The following is a 17359-nucleotide window of genomic DNA, read 5'->3' on the forward strand; positions in this document are numbered from 1 at the left end:
CGAAGCGCTCGCCTTCGACGGCGGCCCGGTGGTGCTGGCCGACCGCGCGGACAACCCCGGCAGCGGCGCGCCGGGCGATTCGACTTACGTGCTGCGCCGCCTGCTGGAACGCGGCATTGCCAACGCCGCGCTGGGACCGCTGTGGGATCCGCTGGCGGTGCGCATCGCCTTCGACGCCGGCGAGGGGGCCACGCTGCCCATGCGCCTGGGCGGCAAGGTGGGCCCGTTGTCGGGAGAGCCGGTCGACGCGGTCTGTACCGTGCGCGCCTTGCGGCGCGACATGAAGATGACCGGCCTGACCGGCAGCCCGACGTCCATGGGCGATTGCGCGCTGGTGCAGGCCGGCGGCGTGGAGATCGTACTGGTCTCCAACCGCAACCAGGCGATGAACATCGACCTGTTCACCCAGCTGGGCTGCGATTTGACCGCGCGCAAGATCGTGGCGGTGAAATCGGCGCAGCATTTTTATGCCTCGTTCTCCAAGGTCGCCAGGCACATCGTTTACGTGGGCGCGCCCGGCGTGGCGACGCCGGACTGGAAGACGCTGACCTACAAGAAAATCCGCATGCCCAAATGGCCGTTGTAAGGCACGCCGCAGTACGCTCGCCGCATTTCCCTCTTTTCGATTCCGCTTACGGAGCCTCCATGAAACGCCGCATTCAATCCGCTCTCGTCGCCTTGTCCATGGCCGCCGCATGCCTGGCCGGCGCTCCCGCCCAGGCCGAGGGCAAGACCCTGCGGCTGGTGCCCTACGCCGACCTCAAGGTGCTGGACCCCTTCTTCACCACCGCCTATATCACCCGCAACTTCGGCTTCATGGTGTATGACACGTTGTTCGCGCCGGATGCCAAGGGCAATCCGCAGCCTCAGATGGTGGCGAACTACAAGACCTCGGCGGACGGCAAGTCCTGGTCCTTCACGCTGCGCGACGGCCTGAAGTTCAGCGACGGCAATCCGGTGCGGTCGGCCGACGTGGTGGCCTCGCTGCAACGCTGGCAGAAGCGCGACAACATCGGCCGCGCGATGGTGGCGGCTGGCGGGAAGTGGGCGGCCGTCGACGACAAGACATTCACGCTGACATTGAGCCAGCCGTTCGGGCCGGTGCTGGACGGCCTGGCCAAGGTGGCCAGCTATCCCGCCTTCATCATCCCGGAACGCCTGGCCAAAATGCCCGACACCTCGCCCCTGAACGAAGTGGTGGGCTCCGGCCCCTATCTGTTCAAGCGCGACGAATGGGTACCGGGCAGCAAGCTGGTGTTCGTGCGCAATCCGGCCTATGTGGGGCGCAGCGAAGCGCCGTCAGGCCTGGCCGGCAACAAGACCTCGCACGTCGATCGCGTGGAATGGGCCATCCTGCCGGATTCCAACAGCGCCATCGCCGCGCTGAAGAACAATGAAGTCGACATGATCGAGGAGCTGCCGCCCGACTATATCCAGGCACTGCGCGGCGACAGCGACATCCATCTGGGCGTGACGGGCAAGTCGCAAGCCTACATCATCATGAACTTCCTGAACCCGCCGTTCGATAAGGTGCAGGCGCGCCAGGCGCTGCGCCACGCCATCGACCAGGAAAAGTTCGTGACCGCGATGGGCTACCCCGCCGACATGCGGATGGATTATTGCGCCACCTACTTCATCTGCGGCAGCCCCAACGACACCAGCGCCGGCGCGGCCCCGTACCGCAAGGTCGACATGACCCTGGCCAAGAAGCTGCTGGCGGAGTCCGGCTACAAGGGCGAGAAGATCGCGGTGCTGCTGCCCACCGACGTCGCCTATCTGAATTCCGCCACGCTGGTGGCCATCCAGGCGATGCAGGACCTGGGCATGAACCTGGACATCCAGTCCATGGACTGGGCCACCGAAACCGCGCGCCGCGCCAGCAAGAACCCGGTGGACAAGGGTGGCTGGAGCGTCTACCTGTCGGCGGCCGCCGACTACAACGTGAATTCGCCGATCAACAATACCTACCTGGGCGCCGCCTGCGGCAATAGCCTGCCCGGTTGGCCCTGCGACAAGCAGCTGGATGAATTGCGCACCCAATGGATCGCCGCCACCGATCCCGCCAAGCGCAAGGAGCTGCTGGATAAATTCCAGGAACGCGCCTACGAGGCCATCCCCTACATCGCCGTCGGCCAGTACAGCCGCGTGCATGCGGTCCGCAAGGCGGTGAAGCACAGCGACCTGCTGTGGGGCCTGCCCAATGTCTGGGTGCTGGATAAATAAGGCATGGCCGCGGCCCGCGATCGGAGCCGCGCGCAATGCCATGGCGCCAACGTAGCGATAGACGCCAGGAGCTTTCATGGCTTATGTAATCCGGCGCATCCTCGCCACCCTGCCCGTCATGGCGGTGGTGGCGGTGATCGTCTTCCTGCTCATACACCTGTCGCCGGGCGACCCGGCGGCGCTGATCGCCGGCGACCTGGCCACGGCCGAGGACATCCAGCGCCTGCACGTGGCCCTGGGGCTGGACCAGCCGCTCTGGCAGCAGTTCTTTCTTTGGGCCGGCAAACTGTTGCACGGCGACCTGGGCACCTCGCTGTTCACGCAGGTGCCTGTCACCCGCCTGCTGGCGCAGCGGCTGGAGCCCACGCTGTCCATTGCCCTGCTGACCATGGGCCTGTCCATCGCGGTGGCCATTCCGCTGGGCGTGCTGGCGGCCTACAAGGCCGGCACGTGGATCGACCGCGTGGTCATGGTGTTCGCGGTACTGGCGTTTTCCGTGCCGGTTTTCCTGGTCGGCTATCTGCTGATCTACGGTTTCGCGGTGCAGCTGCACTGGTTGCCGGTGCAAGGCTACACGCGCCTGTCCAGCGGACTGTGGCCCTGGCTGCGCAGCCTGATCCTGCCCTGCGTGAACCTGGCGCTGGTGTATATCGCGCTGATCACCCGCATGACGCGCGCGACCGTGCTGGAAGTGCTGCACGAGGACTACATCCGCACCGCGCGCGCCAAGGGCCTGGGCGTAATGCCCGTGCTGGGCCACGCCCTGCGCAATGCCGCGATCCCCATCGCGACGACGGTAGGCGTGGGTATCGCGCTGCTGATCGGCGGCGTAGTGGTTACCGAAACCGTCTTCGCCATTCCCGGCATCGGCCGCCTGGTGATCGATTCGGTGCAGCACCATGATTATCCGGTCATCCAGAGCGTGCTGCTGCTGTCGGCCGGCGCCTATGTGCTGATCAACCTGCTGATCGACCTGAGCTACCGCCTGTTCGATCCTCGCATCCGCTATTGACGCGGTTCCTGGGAATACCGAGATGTCCGATACTTCTTCCGCAATGCGCCCGGCGGGCCCGCCGACGGCGGCAGACCCGGCCCTCGCTGCCGCCGTCGACGCGCCGCCTTCGCTGCGGTGGCGCTGGCTGCGCAAGCATCCGACCCTGATCCTGGGTATCGTGCTGCTGCTGGCCATCGCGGCGCTGTCGCTGGCGGCGCCCTGGATCGCCACCCACAATCCCACCGCCATCAATCCGGTGCAGCGCCTGAAACCGCCGTCCGCCGAGCATTGGTTCGGCACCGATGCGCTGGGGCGCGACGTGTTCAGCCGCGCGGTGTGGGGCGGCCGCGTTTCGCTGATCGTGGCGATCTCGGTGGCGGTGCTGGCGACCGTCCTTGGAGTGGCGCTCGGTTTGATGGCGGGCTTCGTGCGCTGGACCGACGCCATCATCATGCGTGTCATGGACGGCATGATGGCCATACCCGACATCCTGCTGGCCATCGCGCTGATGGCGGTGATCCGCGCCAGCCTGTCGACCGTCATCCTGGCCATCACCATCCCGCAGGTGCCGCGCGTGGTGCGGCTGGTTCGCTCGCTGGCGCTGACGCTGCGCGAACAACTGTTCGTCGAGGCCGCGCACGCCATCGGCACGCGCCTGCCGGTAATCCTGGTGCGCCATGTCCTGCCCAATATCGTGACGCCGCTGATCGTGCAGGCCACCTTCATCGCCGCCACCGCCGTCCTGACGGAGGCCGTGCTGTCCTTCCTTGGGGTGGGGGTACCGGCCCAGGTGCCCAGCTGGGGCAACATGATGGCCGAGGGCCGCAACTTCGTGGCGGTGGCATTCACCATCATCCTGTATCCCGGCGTGCTGCTGGCCTTGACCGTGCTGTCCATCAACATGATGGGCGACGGCCTGCGCGATGCGCTGGATCCGCGCCTGGCCAACCAACTGTAAGAAGAAGGTAGGACATGACCGAAGATATATCGTCCGCGCCGGTCCTGCTGGACGTGGACAATCTGTCGACCTGGTTCGATACCGTGGCCGGCACCGTCAAATCCGTCAACGGCGTGTCGTACCGGGTGCGCGCCGGCCAGACGCTGGGTGTGGTGGGCGAATCCGGTTGCGGCAAGAGCGTGACCGCGCTGTCCATCATGCGCCTGCTGTCCATGCCGCCTGCGCGTTTTGCCGGCGGCGAGGTGCGCTACCGCGGCACCAACCTGCTGGCGCTGAGCGAAAAGCAGATGCGGGCCATCCGCGGCAACCGCATCTCCATGATCTTCCAGGAGCCCATGACCTCGCTCAACCCCGTGCTGACCGTGGGAAGGCAGATCGCCGAGACCGTCATGCTGCACCAGAAGGTGGGCCGCCGCGAAGCCATGGCGCGCGCCATGGAGATGTTGCGCCTGGTGCAGATCGCCGAACCGGAGCGGCGCGTCAACGAGTATCCGCACCAGTTGTCCGGCGGCATGCGCCAGCGCGTGATGATCGCGCTGGCCTTGTCCTGCAATCCGGAAGTGCTGATCGCCGACGAGCCGACCACCGCCCTGGACGTCACCATCCAGGCGCAGATCCTGGAGCTGCTGCGGGACCTGCAGCGCAAGCTGGGCATGGGCATCGTCATGATCACCCACGACCTGGGCGTGGTGGCCGAGTGCTGCCAGCGCGTGGTGGTGATGTATGCGGGCCGCAAGGTGGAAGAGGCGTCGGTGATCGACCTGTTCGATCGGCCGCTGCATCCGTACACCCGGGCCTTGATGGCATCCATGCCGTCGATGAACACCGCCGAGCGGCTGACCGAAATCCCGGGCATGGTGCCGCCGCCGACGCAATTGGGCGTGGGTTGCAGTTTCGCGCCGCGCTGCGCCTACGCCACCGAGCGCTGCCGGCGCGAAACCCCGGCCTTGCGTGCCCTGGGCGACGATCATGTGGTGGCCTGTTTCGAGGCCGAACGGGTGGCCGCCACGGCGGCGGAAGGAGCTGCGGTATGAACACCATGTCGATGCAGGCGGAGGCACCGCCGGCCCGGGGCCCCGGCGCCACGCCGGACGGGCCGGCGCCGCTGCTGCAAGTGCGCGATCTGGTCAAGCACTATCCGGGTTCGGCGAACTGGCTGGGCCGCCGGCGTCCGACGGTGCAGGCCGTCGATGGCGTGTCCTTCGACGTGGCGCGCGGCGAAACCCTTTCGCTGGTGGGCGAGTCCGGCTGCGGCAAGACCACGACCGGCAAGTCCATCCTGCGCCTGATAGAGCCGACGTCGGGCTCGGTGCTGCTGGACGGCGAGGACATCGCGCGGCTGGACATGGCGCATATGCGAGAGCGCCGGCGCGATATGCAGATCATTTTCCAGGACCCGTATGCGTCGCTGAACCCGCGCATGACGGCGGGCGCGATCGTGGCCGAGCCGATGCGCAACTTCGCTTCCGCCCAAGGCCATGGCGCCCGCGAGCGGGCGGAGCGGGTGGCGTGGCTCTTCTCCAAGGTGGGCCTGCGGCCGGAGGCCATGAAGAAGTTCCCGCACGAGTTTTCCGGCGGGCAGCGGCAGCGCCTGGGCATTGCGCGTGCGCTGGCCCTGCAGCCCAAGCTGATCGTCTGCGACGAGCCGGTGTCCGCGCTGGACGTGTCGGTGCAGGCCCAGGTCATCAATCTGCTGATGGACCTGCAACAGGAATTCGGCATCGCGTACCTGTTCGTCGCGCATGACCTGGCGGTGGTGCGGCATATCAGCCATCGCGTGGCGGTGATGTATCTGGGGCAGCTGGTCGAACTGGCCGATCGCGATACGCTGTTCGCGCAGCCCCGCCATCCCTACACCGAAATACTGCTCTCCGCGGTGCCGGTGCCCAATCCCCATGTGCGCAGCCAGCGCATGCTGCTGCGCGGGGATCCCCCCAGTCCGGCCAATCCGCCCAGCGGCTGCCGTTTCCATACGCGCTGTCCGCTGGCGCAGGATGTCTGCAAGCGCGAGCGGCCGGCGCTGACGCCGCGGCCCGTGCAGGACGGCACTCCCGGCGCGACGCAATGGGTGGCCTGCCATTTCCGTTAGGACCCATTAGGCCCCGTCAGGCCCAGTTAGGCCGGCCACGCAAACCCGATGTACGAGCCGATATGCGCGATCCGATGCATGATCCGATAGGCAAGACGCTGCACCTGTTGAGCGCCGCCCTGGCTGGGGGGGCGACAAGCTCGGTGCGGCTGGTCGAAGCGTTTCTTGCCCGTATCGCCGCGCACGACAAGCAGGGCGCGGCGATCAACGCCATGCTCGCGCTGGATCCGCGGGCCCACGCCCAGGCCGAACAGTCGGATCGTGAACGCGCGAGCGGCCTGGTGCGCGGCCCGCTGCACGGCGTGCCCATCGTCGTCAAGGACAACATCGATATCGCCGGCCTGGCGACCACGGCGGGCTGCGCGGTCCTGCGCGATCACCGGCCGGCGCGCGACGCCGAAGTGGTGCGCCGGCTGCGCGATGCCGGCGCCATCCTGCTGGGCAAGACCAATATGTCGGAGCTGGCCTGCTCCAATGGCCGTCACGGGTACAGCTCGATGGGCGGCCTGACCTTGAATCCCTACAACCGCGCGCGGAATGCCGCGGGATCGAGCAGCGGCAGCGCGGCGGCCGTCGCGGCCGGTTTCGCTCCCGCCGCCCTGGGCACCGACAGCTTCGGCTCCGTGCGCGCCCCGGCCTGCGTAACGGGTTTGGCCGGCTTGCGACCCACGCATGGTTTGGTGCCCCTCGACGGCGTCCTGCCGTTGGCGCTGTCCTTCGATACCGTGGGGCCCATGGCCCTATGCGTCAGCGACGTGGCTGTGCTGCTCCATGCCATGGCCGAGGCGGGCACGGTGCGGACAGGGTATCTGAATGGCCTGCGCCAGGACGCGGCGCGCGGAACGCGCATAGGCGTGGCGGTGGATTTCCCGGGGCAGGACGAAGAGGTGCGTGCCCTGATGCGAGAGGCCCACGCCCTGCTGCGCGACCTGGGCGCGACGCTGGTGCCCTGGCGGTCGCCCGCGCCGGCGGACCGGACGGCGAGCGGGGCCGATCGGCGGGAGGACGCCGCCGGCGCCTCTTCGGAGCCTGCGTACATGCAGACCCTGTATCCCAACCTGTTGGCGCCGCTGGCCGAAGCCGAATGGCCAGCGCAACTCGATGCCTATCTGGCGGGCGGCCCCGGACCGCGCGATATGGCGCGGCTGCTGGAAGCCGCGCAGGACTGGTCGGCGGCCCATCCCGATCGCGAGGTCAATCCCCGCACCCTGGCGGGCCTGCGCCGTGCGCTGGAGCTGGCGCGCACGCAGACGGCGGCGCAGCGCGCCGGGGCCGAATCCGCCCTGGCCGCCTATCGCGCCGCCGTCGCGCAGTCCATGCGCGAAGAGGCCCTGTCCGCCGTGGTGTTCCCGACGCTATCCTGCCCCGCGTCGCCGCGCTACGATCGCGAGGATGCAAACTACGTTTCCTACCCCGGCAACCCCTACGCCGGCCTTTACATCGCCAGCGCCTGCGGCTTGCCGGAGATCAGCGTGCCGGCCGGCATGGCCCGCGCGGGCGTGCCCGTGGGCCTATCGTTCATGGGCGCACCGTATGACGAGGCACGCCTGCTGGGCCTGGCCTTCGCCTTCGAGCAGGCGCGCGGCGGCTGCCCGGCCGCCACGCTGGACTGATGCAGCGTCCGGGATGCCATGAGCCCCGAAGACCTCAAGCTCCTCGTTACCTGGGCCATGCCTTTCGGCAAATACAAGGGCCGCCTGCTGGCGGACCTGCCCGGCCATTACCTGACGTGGTTCGTCCGCGAGGGTCTGCCGCCGGGGCGTTTGGGCGAGCTGCTGGCACTGATGCATGAGCTCGACCATAACGGCCTCAGGCCCTTGCTGGATCCCTTGCGCGAGGGCGGGATAGCCAGGCGGCCGGCCTGAACGCGTACGAGCGTTCAGAATCCATACAAGCCCGCCGGATTATCGACCAGGATTTTGCGGCGCGCGGCTTCATCCGGGGCCCAGCGCGCGAGCATATCCAGCATGTCGGCGTTATCGGGCGCATCCTGCCGACCGGGATGCGGGTAGTTGCTGGCCCACAGGCAGCGGTCCGGATTCGCCGTCGCCAGCGCGCGGGCCAGGACGCCGACGTCGTCGTAGCCGGGCGGGCCGGACTTCGATGTTTCGTAAGGCGCGGACAGTTTTACCCACACGTTGCCGGTATCCAGCAGGCCCAGCAGCGCCTGGAAGCCCGGGTGCGATACCGGCACCGGGGTCAGGAACTTGCCGTTATGGTCGATGCTGACGCGGCAGGGCAGCGCGCGCAGTAGCGTCGCGTAGTCCGCCAGTTCACGACCATCCAGTTGCAGATTGATGACCCAGTCCAGCTCGGCGATACGCCGGGCCATCGGTTCCAGGTCTTGCCAGCGCATCACGCCGCCGCTGTCCGGGATCATCATGAAGCGCACGCCGCGCACGCCGGCCTCGTGCAGTTCGCGCAATTGCGTCATGGGCGTATCGACGGGCAGCGTGGCGATCATGCGCGCGGACCCTTGCGACAGCCGCAGCGCCTCCAGCGCGCAGCGATTATCGAAACCGTATCCCGTCGCCTGCACGATGACCGCGCGTGCCAGCCCCAGGGCCTGCCGTACCTGCAGGTAGTCCTCCCATGACGCCTGCGGCGGTCCGAACGTCGCCGTCGCCGCCAACGGGTAGCGCTCCAGCTCGTAGATGTGGATATGGCAATCGCATGCGCCGTCAGGCGCTTTCAGGACGGGTTTCTTCATCGGGCTTCTCCAGGGTACCGGGTGCGACAACGCCTATCTGGGGGACCGCAGGCGGCTGGCGCCGGCCAGGTTCACGGCATGGGGCGGCGGCTCGCCGCGCAGAATGGCGCGGACCTGGGCAACCGTATCCATGGCCTGGTGTTCGGCGGCTTGCGGCGTCAGGCCGCCGACGTGCGGGGTGGCGATGACGCGCGGATGCGCCGCCAGCCAGGGCGAGGGCATCTGGTCCTGCGCGCGGCCCACGTCCAGCGCGCAGCCGGCGATGGTGCCGTCGTCCAGCGCATCGCGCAGCGCTTCCTCGTCCACCAGTTCGCCGCGCGATGCATTGATGAAGATCGCATCGCGCTTCATGCGGGCATAGGCGTCGCGGCCCATCAGGTTGGCGGTCTCCGGCAAGGCCGGCGCCAGGCAGACCACATAGTCGGACTCGGCCAGCAGCGTATCCAGGTCCACTTGCCGCATGCCGTCGGCCAGGGTCTGCGCGCGTGGATCCTGGACCAGGACGTGCATGCCCAGGGCGTGGCAAATGCGCGCCAGATAGCTGCCGATATGGCCGTGCCCGATGATGCCCACGGTCGCGCCGCGCAGCTCGCGGCCCATGGCGACGGGAGCCGGCCGGCCATTCCAATAGGCAGCCGCGGCGCGGCTGATGTGGCGGCTGGCGTCGATCATGGCGCCGACGATCCATTCGGACACCGAGGCATCGAAGCCGGGCGTGGCGCGGGTCACCAGTACGCCATTCCGGCTGGCCGCTTCCACGTCGATATTGCGGATGTCGACGGCGACGCGGCAGAAAGCCACCAGGTCCGGCAAGGCATCGAATACGGCGGCCGGCGCCGCCGCCAGACGGCTGGATACGATGATCCGGCAGCCTTGCGCCAGGCGGATCAGCTCCTCCGGTGTCGTGGGATCGGCGCCGGGATTCAGCCGGACTTCGCCCAGTTCGCGCAAGGCCCGCAGCGCGCGGTCGCCATAGTAATTGGCCAATGCCTGCGGGGAATGCGTCAACAGAATCGTGGTCATGCGGGGGTTTTCCTTGGGGGCCGCGCGCGCGGGCGCGCAGATGCGGAATCCGGGGGCGGGGCGGTCACGGACTGCCGTTCGATCAGCCGCGGCTGGAACAGCACTTCGCGGGCCGGCAATTCGGGTTGAGCCAGGCGTTCGACCACCATGGCCACCATGGCGCGGGCCATTTCCGCGCTGGGCATTTCCACCGTGGTCAGCGGCGGGTTGGCATAAGCCGTCATGACCAGGTTGTCCATGCCGATCACCGACACGTCGCGCGGCACGGCCAGCCCCGCGCGATGCAGGCCGGCCATCAGCCCCATCGCCATCATGTCATTGATGGCGATAATGCCGGTCGGGCGGATTGGCATGGCCGCGATGCGCCCGGCCATGGCGTAGCCTTCGTCGGCAAGGTTCGAATCGCCGTAGCCGGAGCCGGTGGCGCCTTCGAGCACCTGCGCGTGCCGGCCCACGCCGGCCTCTTGCGCCGCCTGAAGAAAGCCCTGCCGCTTGAGCTTGCGGCTGACCGTCTTGACGTCCGGCGTGGCCAGCGCCAGGCGCCGGTGGCCGTGCGCGACCAGATGGTCGACCGCCAGCCGGGAAGCCAGCATGTTGTCGGGCGAAACATGATCGATGTGCGAGCGCGCATCGCCGTCGCCGCCGCGGTCATAGCTGACCACCGCCAGCCCGCGCGCGATGGCTGCTTCCAGGTGTCCTTCGTCGGTGCGCGACGATGCCAGGATGACGCCGCGCACCCCCAGCGCGATCAGGTCGTCGAAGATGCGCGATTCCTGTTCCCGGTCGCGGTGGGTGTTGCCCAGCAGCACGCGGAATCCCTGCGCGTCGCGCGCGGCGGTCTCGACGTGCACCGCCAGTTCGCCGAACATCGGGTTGGCGGTGGTCGGTACCAATAGGCCGATCAGCGGCGCGTAGCCCGTCTTGAGCTGGCGCGCCACCAGGTTGGGGCGATAGTTCAGTTCCCGGATGGCGTCCTGCACCCGCTGGAAGGTCTCGCGGCCGAGACGGTCCGTGCGGCCGTTCAGCACATTGGAAACCGAGCTTACCGACACGCCCGCCAGCGCGGCCACATCCTGGATCGTCGTCATCGTTTGTTCTCAAGCCATGTTCATCATGCGGGGCACCCACAAGCTGATCGCGGGCACGAAAATCAGCACTATAAGCATGATCACGAGCAGGACGAGGTATTTCACCATCGGCCGCGCCACCTGTTCGACCCGCGTGCCCGTCATCGCGCAGGTCGCGAACAGGCCCAGGCCGAAAGGCGGGCTGAACAGGCCCAGGCCCATGGCGATCACCACGACGGTGCCGAAATGCAGCGGGTTGACGCCGACCTGTTGCGCGATGGGGGTAAGCAGCGGTCCGAAGATGATCAGCGCCGGGGCACCTTCCAGGATGGCGCCGAAGATCACCATCAGCAGCGCCGATACCAGGACGAAGGCCGTGCTGCCGTAGTTGTGCGCCAGGTGCGTCATGGTGTCGGACAGGAAGGCGGGCAGTTGCTGCACCGTCAGCGCGAAAGCCACGCTGGACGCCGCGGCGATAATGAACAGGATGCCGCCCGCCATGGACGCCGCCCGTACGAACAGCGCGACGACGGCGCGCGGCGTCAGCTCGCGGAAGGCCAATGCGCCGGCGGCCAGCGCATAGACCACCGCGAAAGCGGACACTTCCGTCGACGTCGCCACGCCGGATGTCACCCCCTTGCCTATCATGCCCACCATCACCAGCGCGATGAAGGCGCCGCCCAGCAGTTGCGGCCACGGCATGCGCACGGGGAAGGCCTGCATGGGGTCGACCTTCCTGCCGAACCAGATCGCCATGGCCGACAGGCCGGTGGCCAGGACGGCCGCCGGCACCAGCCCGGCGAGGAACAGCCCGCCGATCGAGATATTGGCGACGAAACCCATGATGATGAGGTTCACGCACGGCGGGATCGTCTCGGCCATGACGGCCGAGCATGCCAGCACCGCGGCGGTTTCGTTGACGTCCTGTTTGGTACGCCGCACGGCCGGCACCACGATGCCGCCCACGGCGGCGATATCGGCCAGCTTGGAGCCCGACACGCCGGAAAAGAATGCCGTGGCCAGGATGGAGATCAGGTTCATGGAGCCGCGTACCCGGCCGAACATCCGCACCAGCAGTTCGATAAGCCGGGTCGACATGCCGTTCGATTCCATGATCAGGCCGGCCAGCACGAAGAAGGGGATCGCCAGCAGGACGAAGTGGTCCATGCCGGCCATCACCTGCTGGGAATAGATGATCAGCGGAAGCGTGGGCTCGGCCAGGAAATACAGCAGCGAGGACAACGCCAGCACGAAGGCGATGGGTACGCCGGCGATCAGGCTGCCGAAGAAGCCCGCCGTCAGCAGCAGCCACGGCCGGATGGCCCACGCTTCGGGCATCCACCCATTCCAGGCCCAGACCGCAACGCACAGCGCGATGGCACCGGCCAGCGTGCCATAGACCGCGCGCCGCGGGCCGCACAGGGCATTGGCGACACCTACCATCGTCATGACGAAGGCGCCCACGAATACCGGCAGAACGGTCAACCATTGCGGCGCGCCGATGGGCGTGGTCACGTTCACCGAATCCAGCAGCAGCTCCCAGGACGAGTAGCACAGCGCGGCCGAGGTGCCGGCGACCGCCCAGCCACCCAGCTGCACGGCGGGTTCGCGCCACGAGCGGGGCAACAGGCCGCGGAAGACTTCGATGCCGACGTGCTGGCGGCGCGCCAGCACCGTCGCGCCGCCGAGGAACACCAGCGTGACCATCAGTCCGCGCGCCGCTTCCTCGGCCCAGTCGACCGGGCTGTGCAGGAAGTAGCGCAGGATCACGGAAACGAAAACCACGCCGACGTCCACGGCCAGGACCAGGGCGCAGAAGTGTTCGATGACGGCGCAGATCCGTCCCAGCCAGCGCGAGCGCGCGGCCGCGCCGTCCGCGCCGGCATGGCCTTGCGCCGCACCGGCGCTGCCTGTCAGTACATGTGCGTTCATGCTGTGCTCCCAGCCGCGAGGCGGCATCCTCGACGCTGTCGGCGCGCTCAGGCGCGCGATGTGTTGATGATGTCCAGCATCGGTTTGGTGACCGGATACTGCGCGGTCACGCTGGGCCACAGCTTGTTTTCCATTTCCTGGCGCAGGCGCTGCCTTTCCGCGGGATCCATGGGATGGAACTTGATGCCCTGCTTTTCCAGGTCGGCCAGCGCCTGTTTGCCCTTGCTGCCGGCGACTTCGCGCTGGTACAGGGATGCCTCCTGGGCCGCCTTCAAAAAGGCGGGCTGCAGGTCGGACGGGATTTTGCCCAGGCCACGCTTGCCGATGGCCGTAATGGACGGGCTGAACAAGTGGTTGGTCAGCCAGCAGTTGCTGACGACTTCATTGAACTTGCTCGACAGTACCGTCGCGGCGTCATGTTCGAAGCCATCGACCACGCCGGTCTGCACGGCGGTGTAGAGCTCGTTGATCGGGATGGGCGTGGGAATCGCGCCCATCAGCTTGAAGGTCTCGACAAAAATCGGCGTCGGCAGCACGCGCAGCTTGACGTTCTTCAGGTCGCTGTCGTGCTCGACCACTTTCTTCGTGTATACGCTGCGGGCGTTGAAGTGATTGCCCCAACCGATAAAGGTGCAGCCGGTGCGCGCTTGCAGCAGCTTGTTGAATTGCTCGCCGACGCCCGCGTCGACGGATTTGTTGACGTGGTCCCAGCTATCGAACACAAAGCCCATGTCCAGCAGGGCGAGTTCCGGCAGGGCTGTCGCCCAGATGGAACTGCCCGTGATCATCATGTCGATGGAGCCCAGGCGGACCTGCTGGACGACATCCGATTCCTTGCCCAGCTGGCCGTTCGGGAAGATATCGACGCGGATGCGGTCGCCGACGGATTGCTTCAGATCCGCGGCGAAGCGCTCGTACCAGATGTACTGGGCGGACTGCTGGTCGGCGGGTTGCGAAATCGAGCAGCGCAGCGAGACCGTGGCCGGGGCCGCCCACACCCGCGGGGCGGCGATCGCCGCGGCCGTGCCGGCGGGGGCTTGCAGGAAGCCACGCCGGCTGACAGGCGCGGGCTGGCGGAAAAAGCCTAGTGTTTTCATGCGTTTGTCTCCGTCTTATAGATGTAGGTTTTGGTATGTATAACGATTTAGTAAATCGTTATACCCATGCTATGAGTTTTGCCGTTTCTTTACAATAGGGGCCAGCCAGGGCTCCCTGCGGAGCGAGCGGGATCCAAGCATGCCAAATGCCAGATTCACCCTGAAGCGAAACGAAACGGCTCCGATCGTTCCCACATCGGGTGATCGCCCATTTCATGAAAATTCGACGTCGACAGGGCGATACTGCGCCGCAGCAGTTTCCCTTCCTGCGATCGACATGCATATCGAATCCCGCTCCGAAGCATTCGTGCCCCGCACGTTGCCCGCCGACAGCCCCGCCAGAGACGAGGAATCGCGAGATATCCGCATTTCCTGCGTGGTTCCTTGCCTGAACGAGTGCGACAACCTGCGCGTGCTACTGCCGGCGCTGATGTCCATGCTCAGCAAGCTATGCACGGCATGGGAAGTCATCGTCACCGACGACGGCAGCACGGACGGCACGCCGGAGCTCATGCAGAAATGGGCCTCGCTCGATGGCTTCCGCTATGTGCAGCTGTCGCGCAATTTCGGCAAGGAAGCTGCCTTGAGCGCCGGGCTGGAGGCCTCCACCGGCGATGTGGTCATCTGCCTGGATGCGGACATGCAGCATCCGCCGGCGCTCATCCCTGAAATGGTCGCCCGCTGGCGCGCGGGGGCCGATATGGTCTACGCCGTGCGGGAGAACCGCGATAGCGAGTCCTGGTTCAAGCGTTTGGGCTCGCGCATGTTCTATCGCATGCTCAGCGAAGGGCGCGGCGTGGAAGTGCCGCCGAACGCGGGCGATTTCCGCCTGATGGACCGCCGGGTCGTGCAGGCGCTGAATGCCCTGCCCGAACGCACGCGTTTCATGAAGGGGTTGTACGCATGGGTCGGCTTCCAGGCGGAGGCGCTGCCCTATACCCCGGATGCCCGCGCGTATGGCAATACGAACTACAGCAAGCGCAAGCTATTCAAATTGGCGTTCGCCGGCCTGACTGCCTTCACCACCTGGCCGCTGCGCATGGTCAGCATGATCGGCCTGGCCTTCGCCCTGATGTCCTTCGCCTATGGCTGTTATCTGGTGGTGGACTTCCTGCTGTACGGCAACGCGGTGTCCGGTTGGACCACCATCGTTGCCGCGCTGATGTTCTTCGCGGGGATCAATCTGTTGTCCCTGGGAGTCGTCGGCGAATACGTCGGCCGCATATTCGACGAAGTAAAAGGCCGGCCCCTGTATGTCGTGCGCGAACAGCGCGGCAAAGTTTTCACCGAAAAGAAATAGTTCCCCATAAATATGTCGCGTGTGTTTGATGCATGGATGCGCCGCCTGGAGTCGCTGTCCGCGGGCTGGCTTTTTGCCGTGACGGGCGTGTGGTTGCTATGGCTGTCCTGGCTGCGGCCGATGACGTTGCCCGACGAGGGTCGCTACGCCGGTGTTGCCTGGGAAATGCTGCGCGCCGGCGAGCATGTCGTGCCCTTGCTCAACGGCATGCCGTTCTTCCACAAGCCTCCGCTGTACTACTGGCTGGCGTCCGCCGCCTTCGATGTTTTCGGTGTCCATCCCTGGGCCGCGCGGCTGCCGTCCTGGCTGGCCGCGTGGGCGGCAGCGATGGCCGTGTACGGCTTCATCCGGCATTATCGTGGTGTGCGGGCGGCGACGGTGTCGCTGCTGGTGCTGGCAACGCAGCCGTTTTTCTTCGGCGCCGCGCAGTTCGCCAACCTGGACATGCTGGTGGCCGGCATGATTACGCTGACCACGGTTGCCGGGGCCGCCACCGTGCTGAACGCCACGCGGGGCGCACCCTGGCGCACGCTGGCCGTGGCGACGGCGGTGCTGGCCGCGCTGGGAGTTCTGTCCAAGGGACTGATCGGCGTGGTGCTGCCCGGCGGCATTCTCCTGATATGGATCGCCATGCTGCGCCAGTGGCGCGGGCTGGCGGCGCTGCTGTGGCCGCCCGCCATCGGGGCCTTCCTGGTGGTCTGCCTGCCGTGGTTCTGGGCGATGCAGAAGCAATTCCCCGGCTTCTTCAATTATTTCTTCATCTATCAGCAGTTCGATCGTTTCGCCGAAACCGGGTTCAACAACCGACAGCCGGTGTGGTTCTATCTGCCTGTGCTGGCGGGTTTCATCCTGCCCTGGACCTTCTGGCTGGGCGCCGTGTTCCGCAAGGCGTTCTGGGCCGAGCGTGGCGGCGATGCCCATGCCGTACGACTCCTGATGGGCGTCTGGATCGTGGTGGTGCTGGCGTTCTTTTCCCTGCCGGCGTCCAAGCTGGTGGGCTATGTGTTGCCGACGCTCGCTCCGCTCGCTGTGCTGGTGGCCGAGGTGATCGTGACGGGCTTGTCCGGCGATAATGCGGAAAGCTCGCGCCGCCTCTATCGGGGCTGCCTGGCGACGGCGATCGTGCTGTGCGTACTGATGACGGTGTTCGTTGCCATTTATGCGCGGCCCAATTCCGCGCCTCTGGGCGCGCGCGCCCGGGCGGAGGTCAAGCCGGGGGACCAGATCGTCATGCTGCATGCATACGGCTACGACCTGCCGATGGCCTTGCGGGATCCACGTCCGGCGTGGGTGGTGGACGATTGGAACAACCCCGATATTCCCAAGCGGGACAACTGGCGCAAAGAGCTATACGACGCCGGCCAGTTCCGTCCCGAGGCGATGAAGGATACGTTGATCTCCGTGCACGAACTGCAGGCACGCCTGTGCGCCGCGCCCGCGGGACAGACGTTCTGGTTCTGGGGCAACCCCGAGGACGATCAGGATGCCTATCCCGCCCTGCGCGGCAAGGCGCCTTTTGCCGTGAGCGGCAAGCGCGCCTTGTGGCGCGTCGTGCCGGACGCCGCGTTCAAGTCGCAGTATTGCGGCGGAACGCCCAAAACCGACTGAACAGAAAAGTCAGGACCGCGATGCCGACCAATATCAGCGCCAGCAGGACGTCATATCGCAGCGTCGTGCGGCTGAGCAGCCAGGCATACGCGGCTTCGTTTACCAGGAAACCGGCGGCCGACACGCAGAAGAACCGCCGCGCCGCCACATGCCATGCACTGGCCTGGTGACGGAAAGTGAGTCGATAATGGCCACCGAACGAAACGCAGAACGCAACCAGCCAGCCGACGACATTGGCCAGCAGCGGCGGCGTGTGCAGGACTTCCACGCAGGCGACGGCCGTGGCCCAATGGGTGGCGGCGGCCGCGCAGCCAACTGCGACGAACCAGCTCAATTGTTGGATCAGAACCCGCATTCC

The 17359-nt window shown here is 66.7% G+C and carries 16 protein-coding genes; 10 read left to right on the forward strand and 6 right to left on the reverse strand.

The window, feature by feature from the left end; all coding sequences use genetic code 11:
* The 8 genes from ACO1P8_RS24685 to ACO1P8_RS24720 all read left to right on the forward strand — a co-directional run.
* Positions 1–586: MlrC C-terminal domain-containing protein (locus tag ACO1P8_RS24685; RefSeq protein ID WP_486298477.1), on the forward strand; the 586-nt coding region annotated here is incomplete at its 5' end.
* A gap of 59 nt (positions 587–645) precedes the next feature.
* Entirely contained in the window at positions 646–2223 is a 1578-nt protein-coding gene (locus ACO1P8_RS24690) for an ABC transporter substrate-binding protein (RefSeq protein WP_486298478.1), read from the forward strand.
* 76 nt (positions 2224–2299) lie between these two features.
* Positions 2300–3235 (forward strand): ABC transporter permease, encoded by a 936-nt coding sequence (locus tag ACO1P8_RS24695; RefSeq protein WP_486298479.1) that lies wholly within the window; start codon positions 2300–2302, stop codon positions 3233–3235.
* 43 nt (positions 3236–3278) lie between these two features.
* A complete protein-coding gene (locus ACO1P8_RS24700) occupies positions 3279–4175 on the forward strand; it encodes an ABC transporter permease (RefSeq protein ID WP_486298531.1) in 897 nt (298 codons plus the stop codon).
* Between the two features lie 14 nt (positions 4176–4189).
* A complete protein-coding gene (locus ACO1P8_RS24705; RefSeq protein WP_486298480.1) occupies positions 4190–5209 on the forward strand; it encodes an ABC transporter ATP-binding protein in 1020 nt (339 codons plus the stop codon).
* Positions 5210–5220: 11 nt separating this feature from the next.
* Positions 5221–6264: an ABC transporter ATP-binding protein gene (locus ACO1P8_RS24710; protein WP_486298532.1), complete on the forward strand. Its 1044-nt coding sequence runs from the start codon at positions 5221–5223 to the stop codon at positions 6262–6264.
* Between the two features lie 62 nt (positions 6265–6326).
* A complete protein-coding gene (locus tag ACO1P8_RS24715; RefSeq protein ID WP_486298481.1) occupies positions 6327–7877 on the forward strand; it encodes an amidase in 1551 nt (516 codons plus the stop codon).
* 18 nt (positions 7878–7895) lie between these two features.
* Entirely contained in the window at positions 7896–8129 is a 234-nt protein-coding gene (locus ACO1P8_RS24720; protein WP_486298482.1) for a DUF3820 family protein, read from the forward strand.
* 14 nt (positions 8130–8143) lie between these two features.
* Here ACO1P8_RS24720 and ACO1P8_RS24725 read toward each other — a convergent pair whose 3' ends face one another.
* From ACO1P8_RS24725 to ACO1P8_RS24745, 5 genes are read right to left on the reverse strand one after another with little or no spacing between them, the layout of a single operon-like run.
* Positions 8144–8974, reverse strand: a complete 831-nt coding sequence (locus tag ACO1P8_RS24725; protein WP_486298483.1) for an amidohydrolase family protein — start codon at positions 8972–8974, stop codon at positions 8144–8146.
* 33 nt (positions 8975–9007) lie between these two features.
* Positions 9008–9997, reverse strand: coding sequence for an NAD(P)-dependent oxidoreductase (locus ACO1P8_RS24730; RefSeq protein WP_486298484.1), 990 nt, complete (start codon positions 9995–9997; stop codon positions 9008–9010).
* Positions 9994–11085: a LacI family DNA-binding transcriptional regulator gene (locus ACO1P8_RS24735; RefSeq protein WP_486298485.1), complete on the reverse strand. Its 1092-nt coding sequence runs from the start codon at positions 11083–11085 to the stop codon at positions 9994–9996. The genes ACO1P8_RS24730 and ACO1P8_RS24735 overlap by 4 nt, the downstream gene beginning before the upstream one ends.
* Positions 11086–11094: 9 nt before the next feature.
* Positions 11095–12996 (reverse strand): TRAP transporter large permease, encoded by a 1902-nt coding sequence (locus tag ACO1P8_RS24740; RefSeq protein WP_486298486.1) that lies wholly within the window; start codon positions 12994–12996, stop codon positions 11095–11097.
* Positions 12997–13043: 47 nt separating this feature from the next.
* Positions 13044–14093 (reverse strand): TRAP transporter substrate-binding protein, encoded by a 1050-nt coding sequence (locus tag ACO1P8_RS24745; RefSeq protein ID WP_486298487.1) that lies wholly within the window; start codon positions 14091–14093, stop codon positions 13044–13046.
* A gap of 271 nt (positions 14094–14364) precedes the next feature.
* Here ACO1P8_RS24745 and ACO1P8_RS24750 point away from each other — a divergent pair, with 271 nt between their 5' ends.
* Positions 14365–15393 (forward strand): glycosyltransferase family 2 protein, encoded by a 1029-nt coding sequence (locus ACO1P8_RS24750; RefSeq protein WP_486298533.1) that lies wholly within the window; start codon positions 14365–14367, stop codon positions 15391–15393.
* A 12-nt stretch (positions 15394–15405) separates the two neighbouring features.
* Entirely contained in the window at positions 15406–17001 is a 1596-nt protein-coding gene (locus ACO1P8_RS24755) for an ArnT family glycosyltransferase (protein ID WP_486298488.1), read from the forward strand.
* Here the strand turns inward: ACO1P8_RS24755 and ACO1P8_RS24760 are convergent.
* Complete coding sequence (locus ACO1P8_RS24760) at positions 16961–17356, reverse strand: GtrA family protein (RefSeq protein ID WP_486298489.1); 396 nt, start codon at positions 17354–17356, stop codon at positions 16961–16963. The genes ACO1P8_RS24755 and ACO1P8_RS24760 overlap by 41 nt on opposite strands.
* Positions 17357–17359: the final 3 nt, after the last annotated feature.

Source organism: Bordetella sp. (assembly GCF_057362025.1).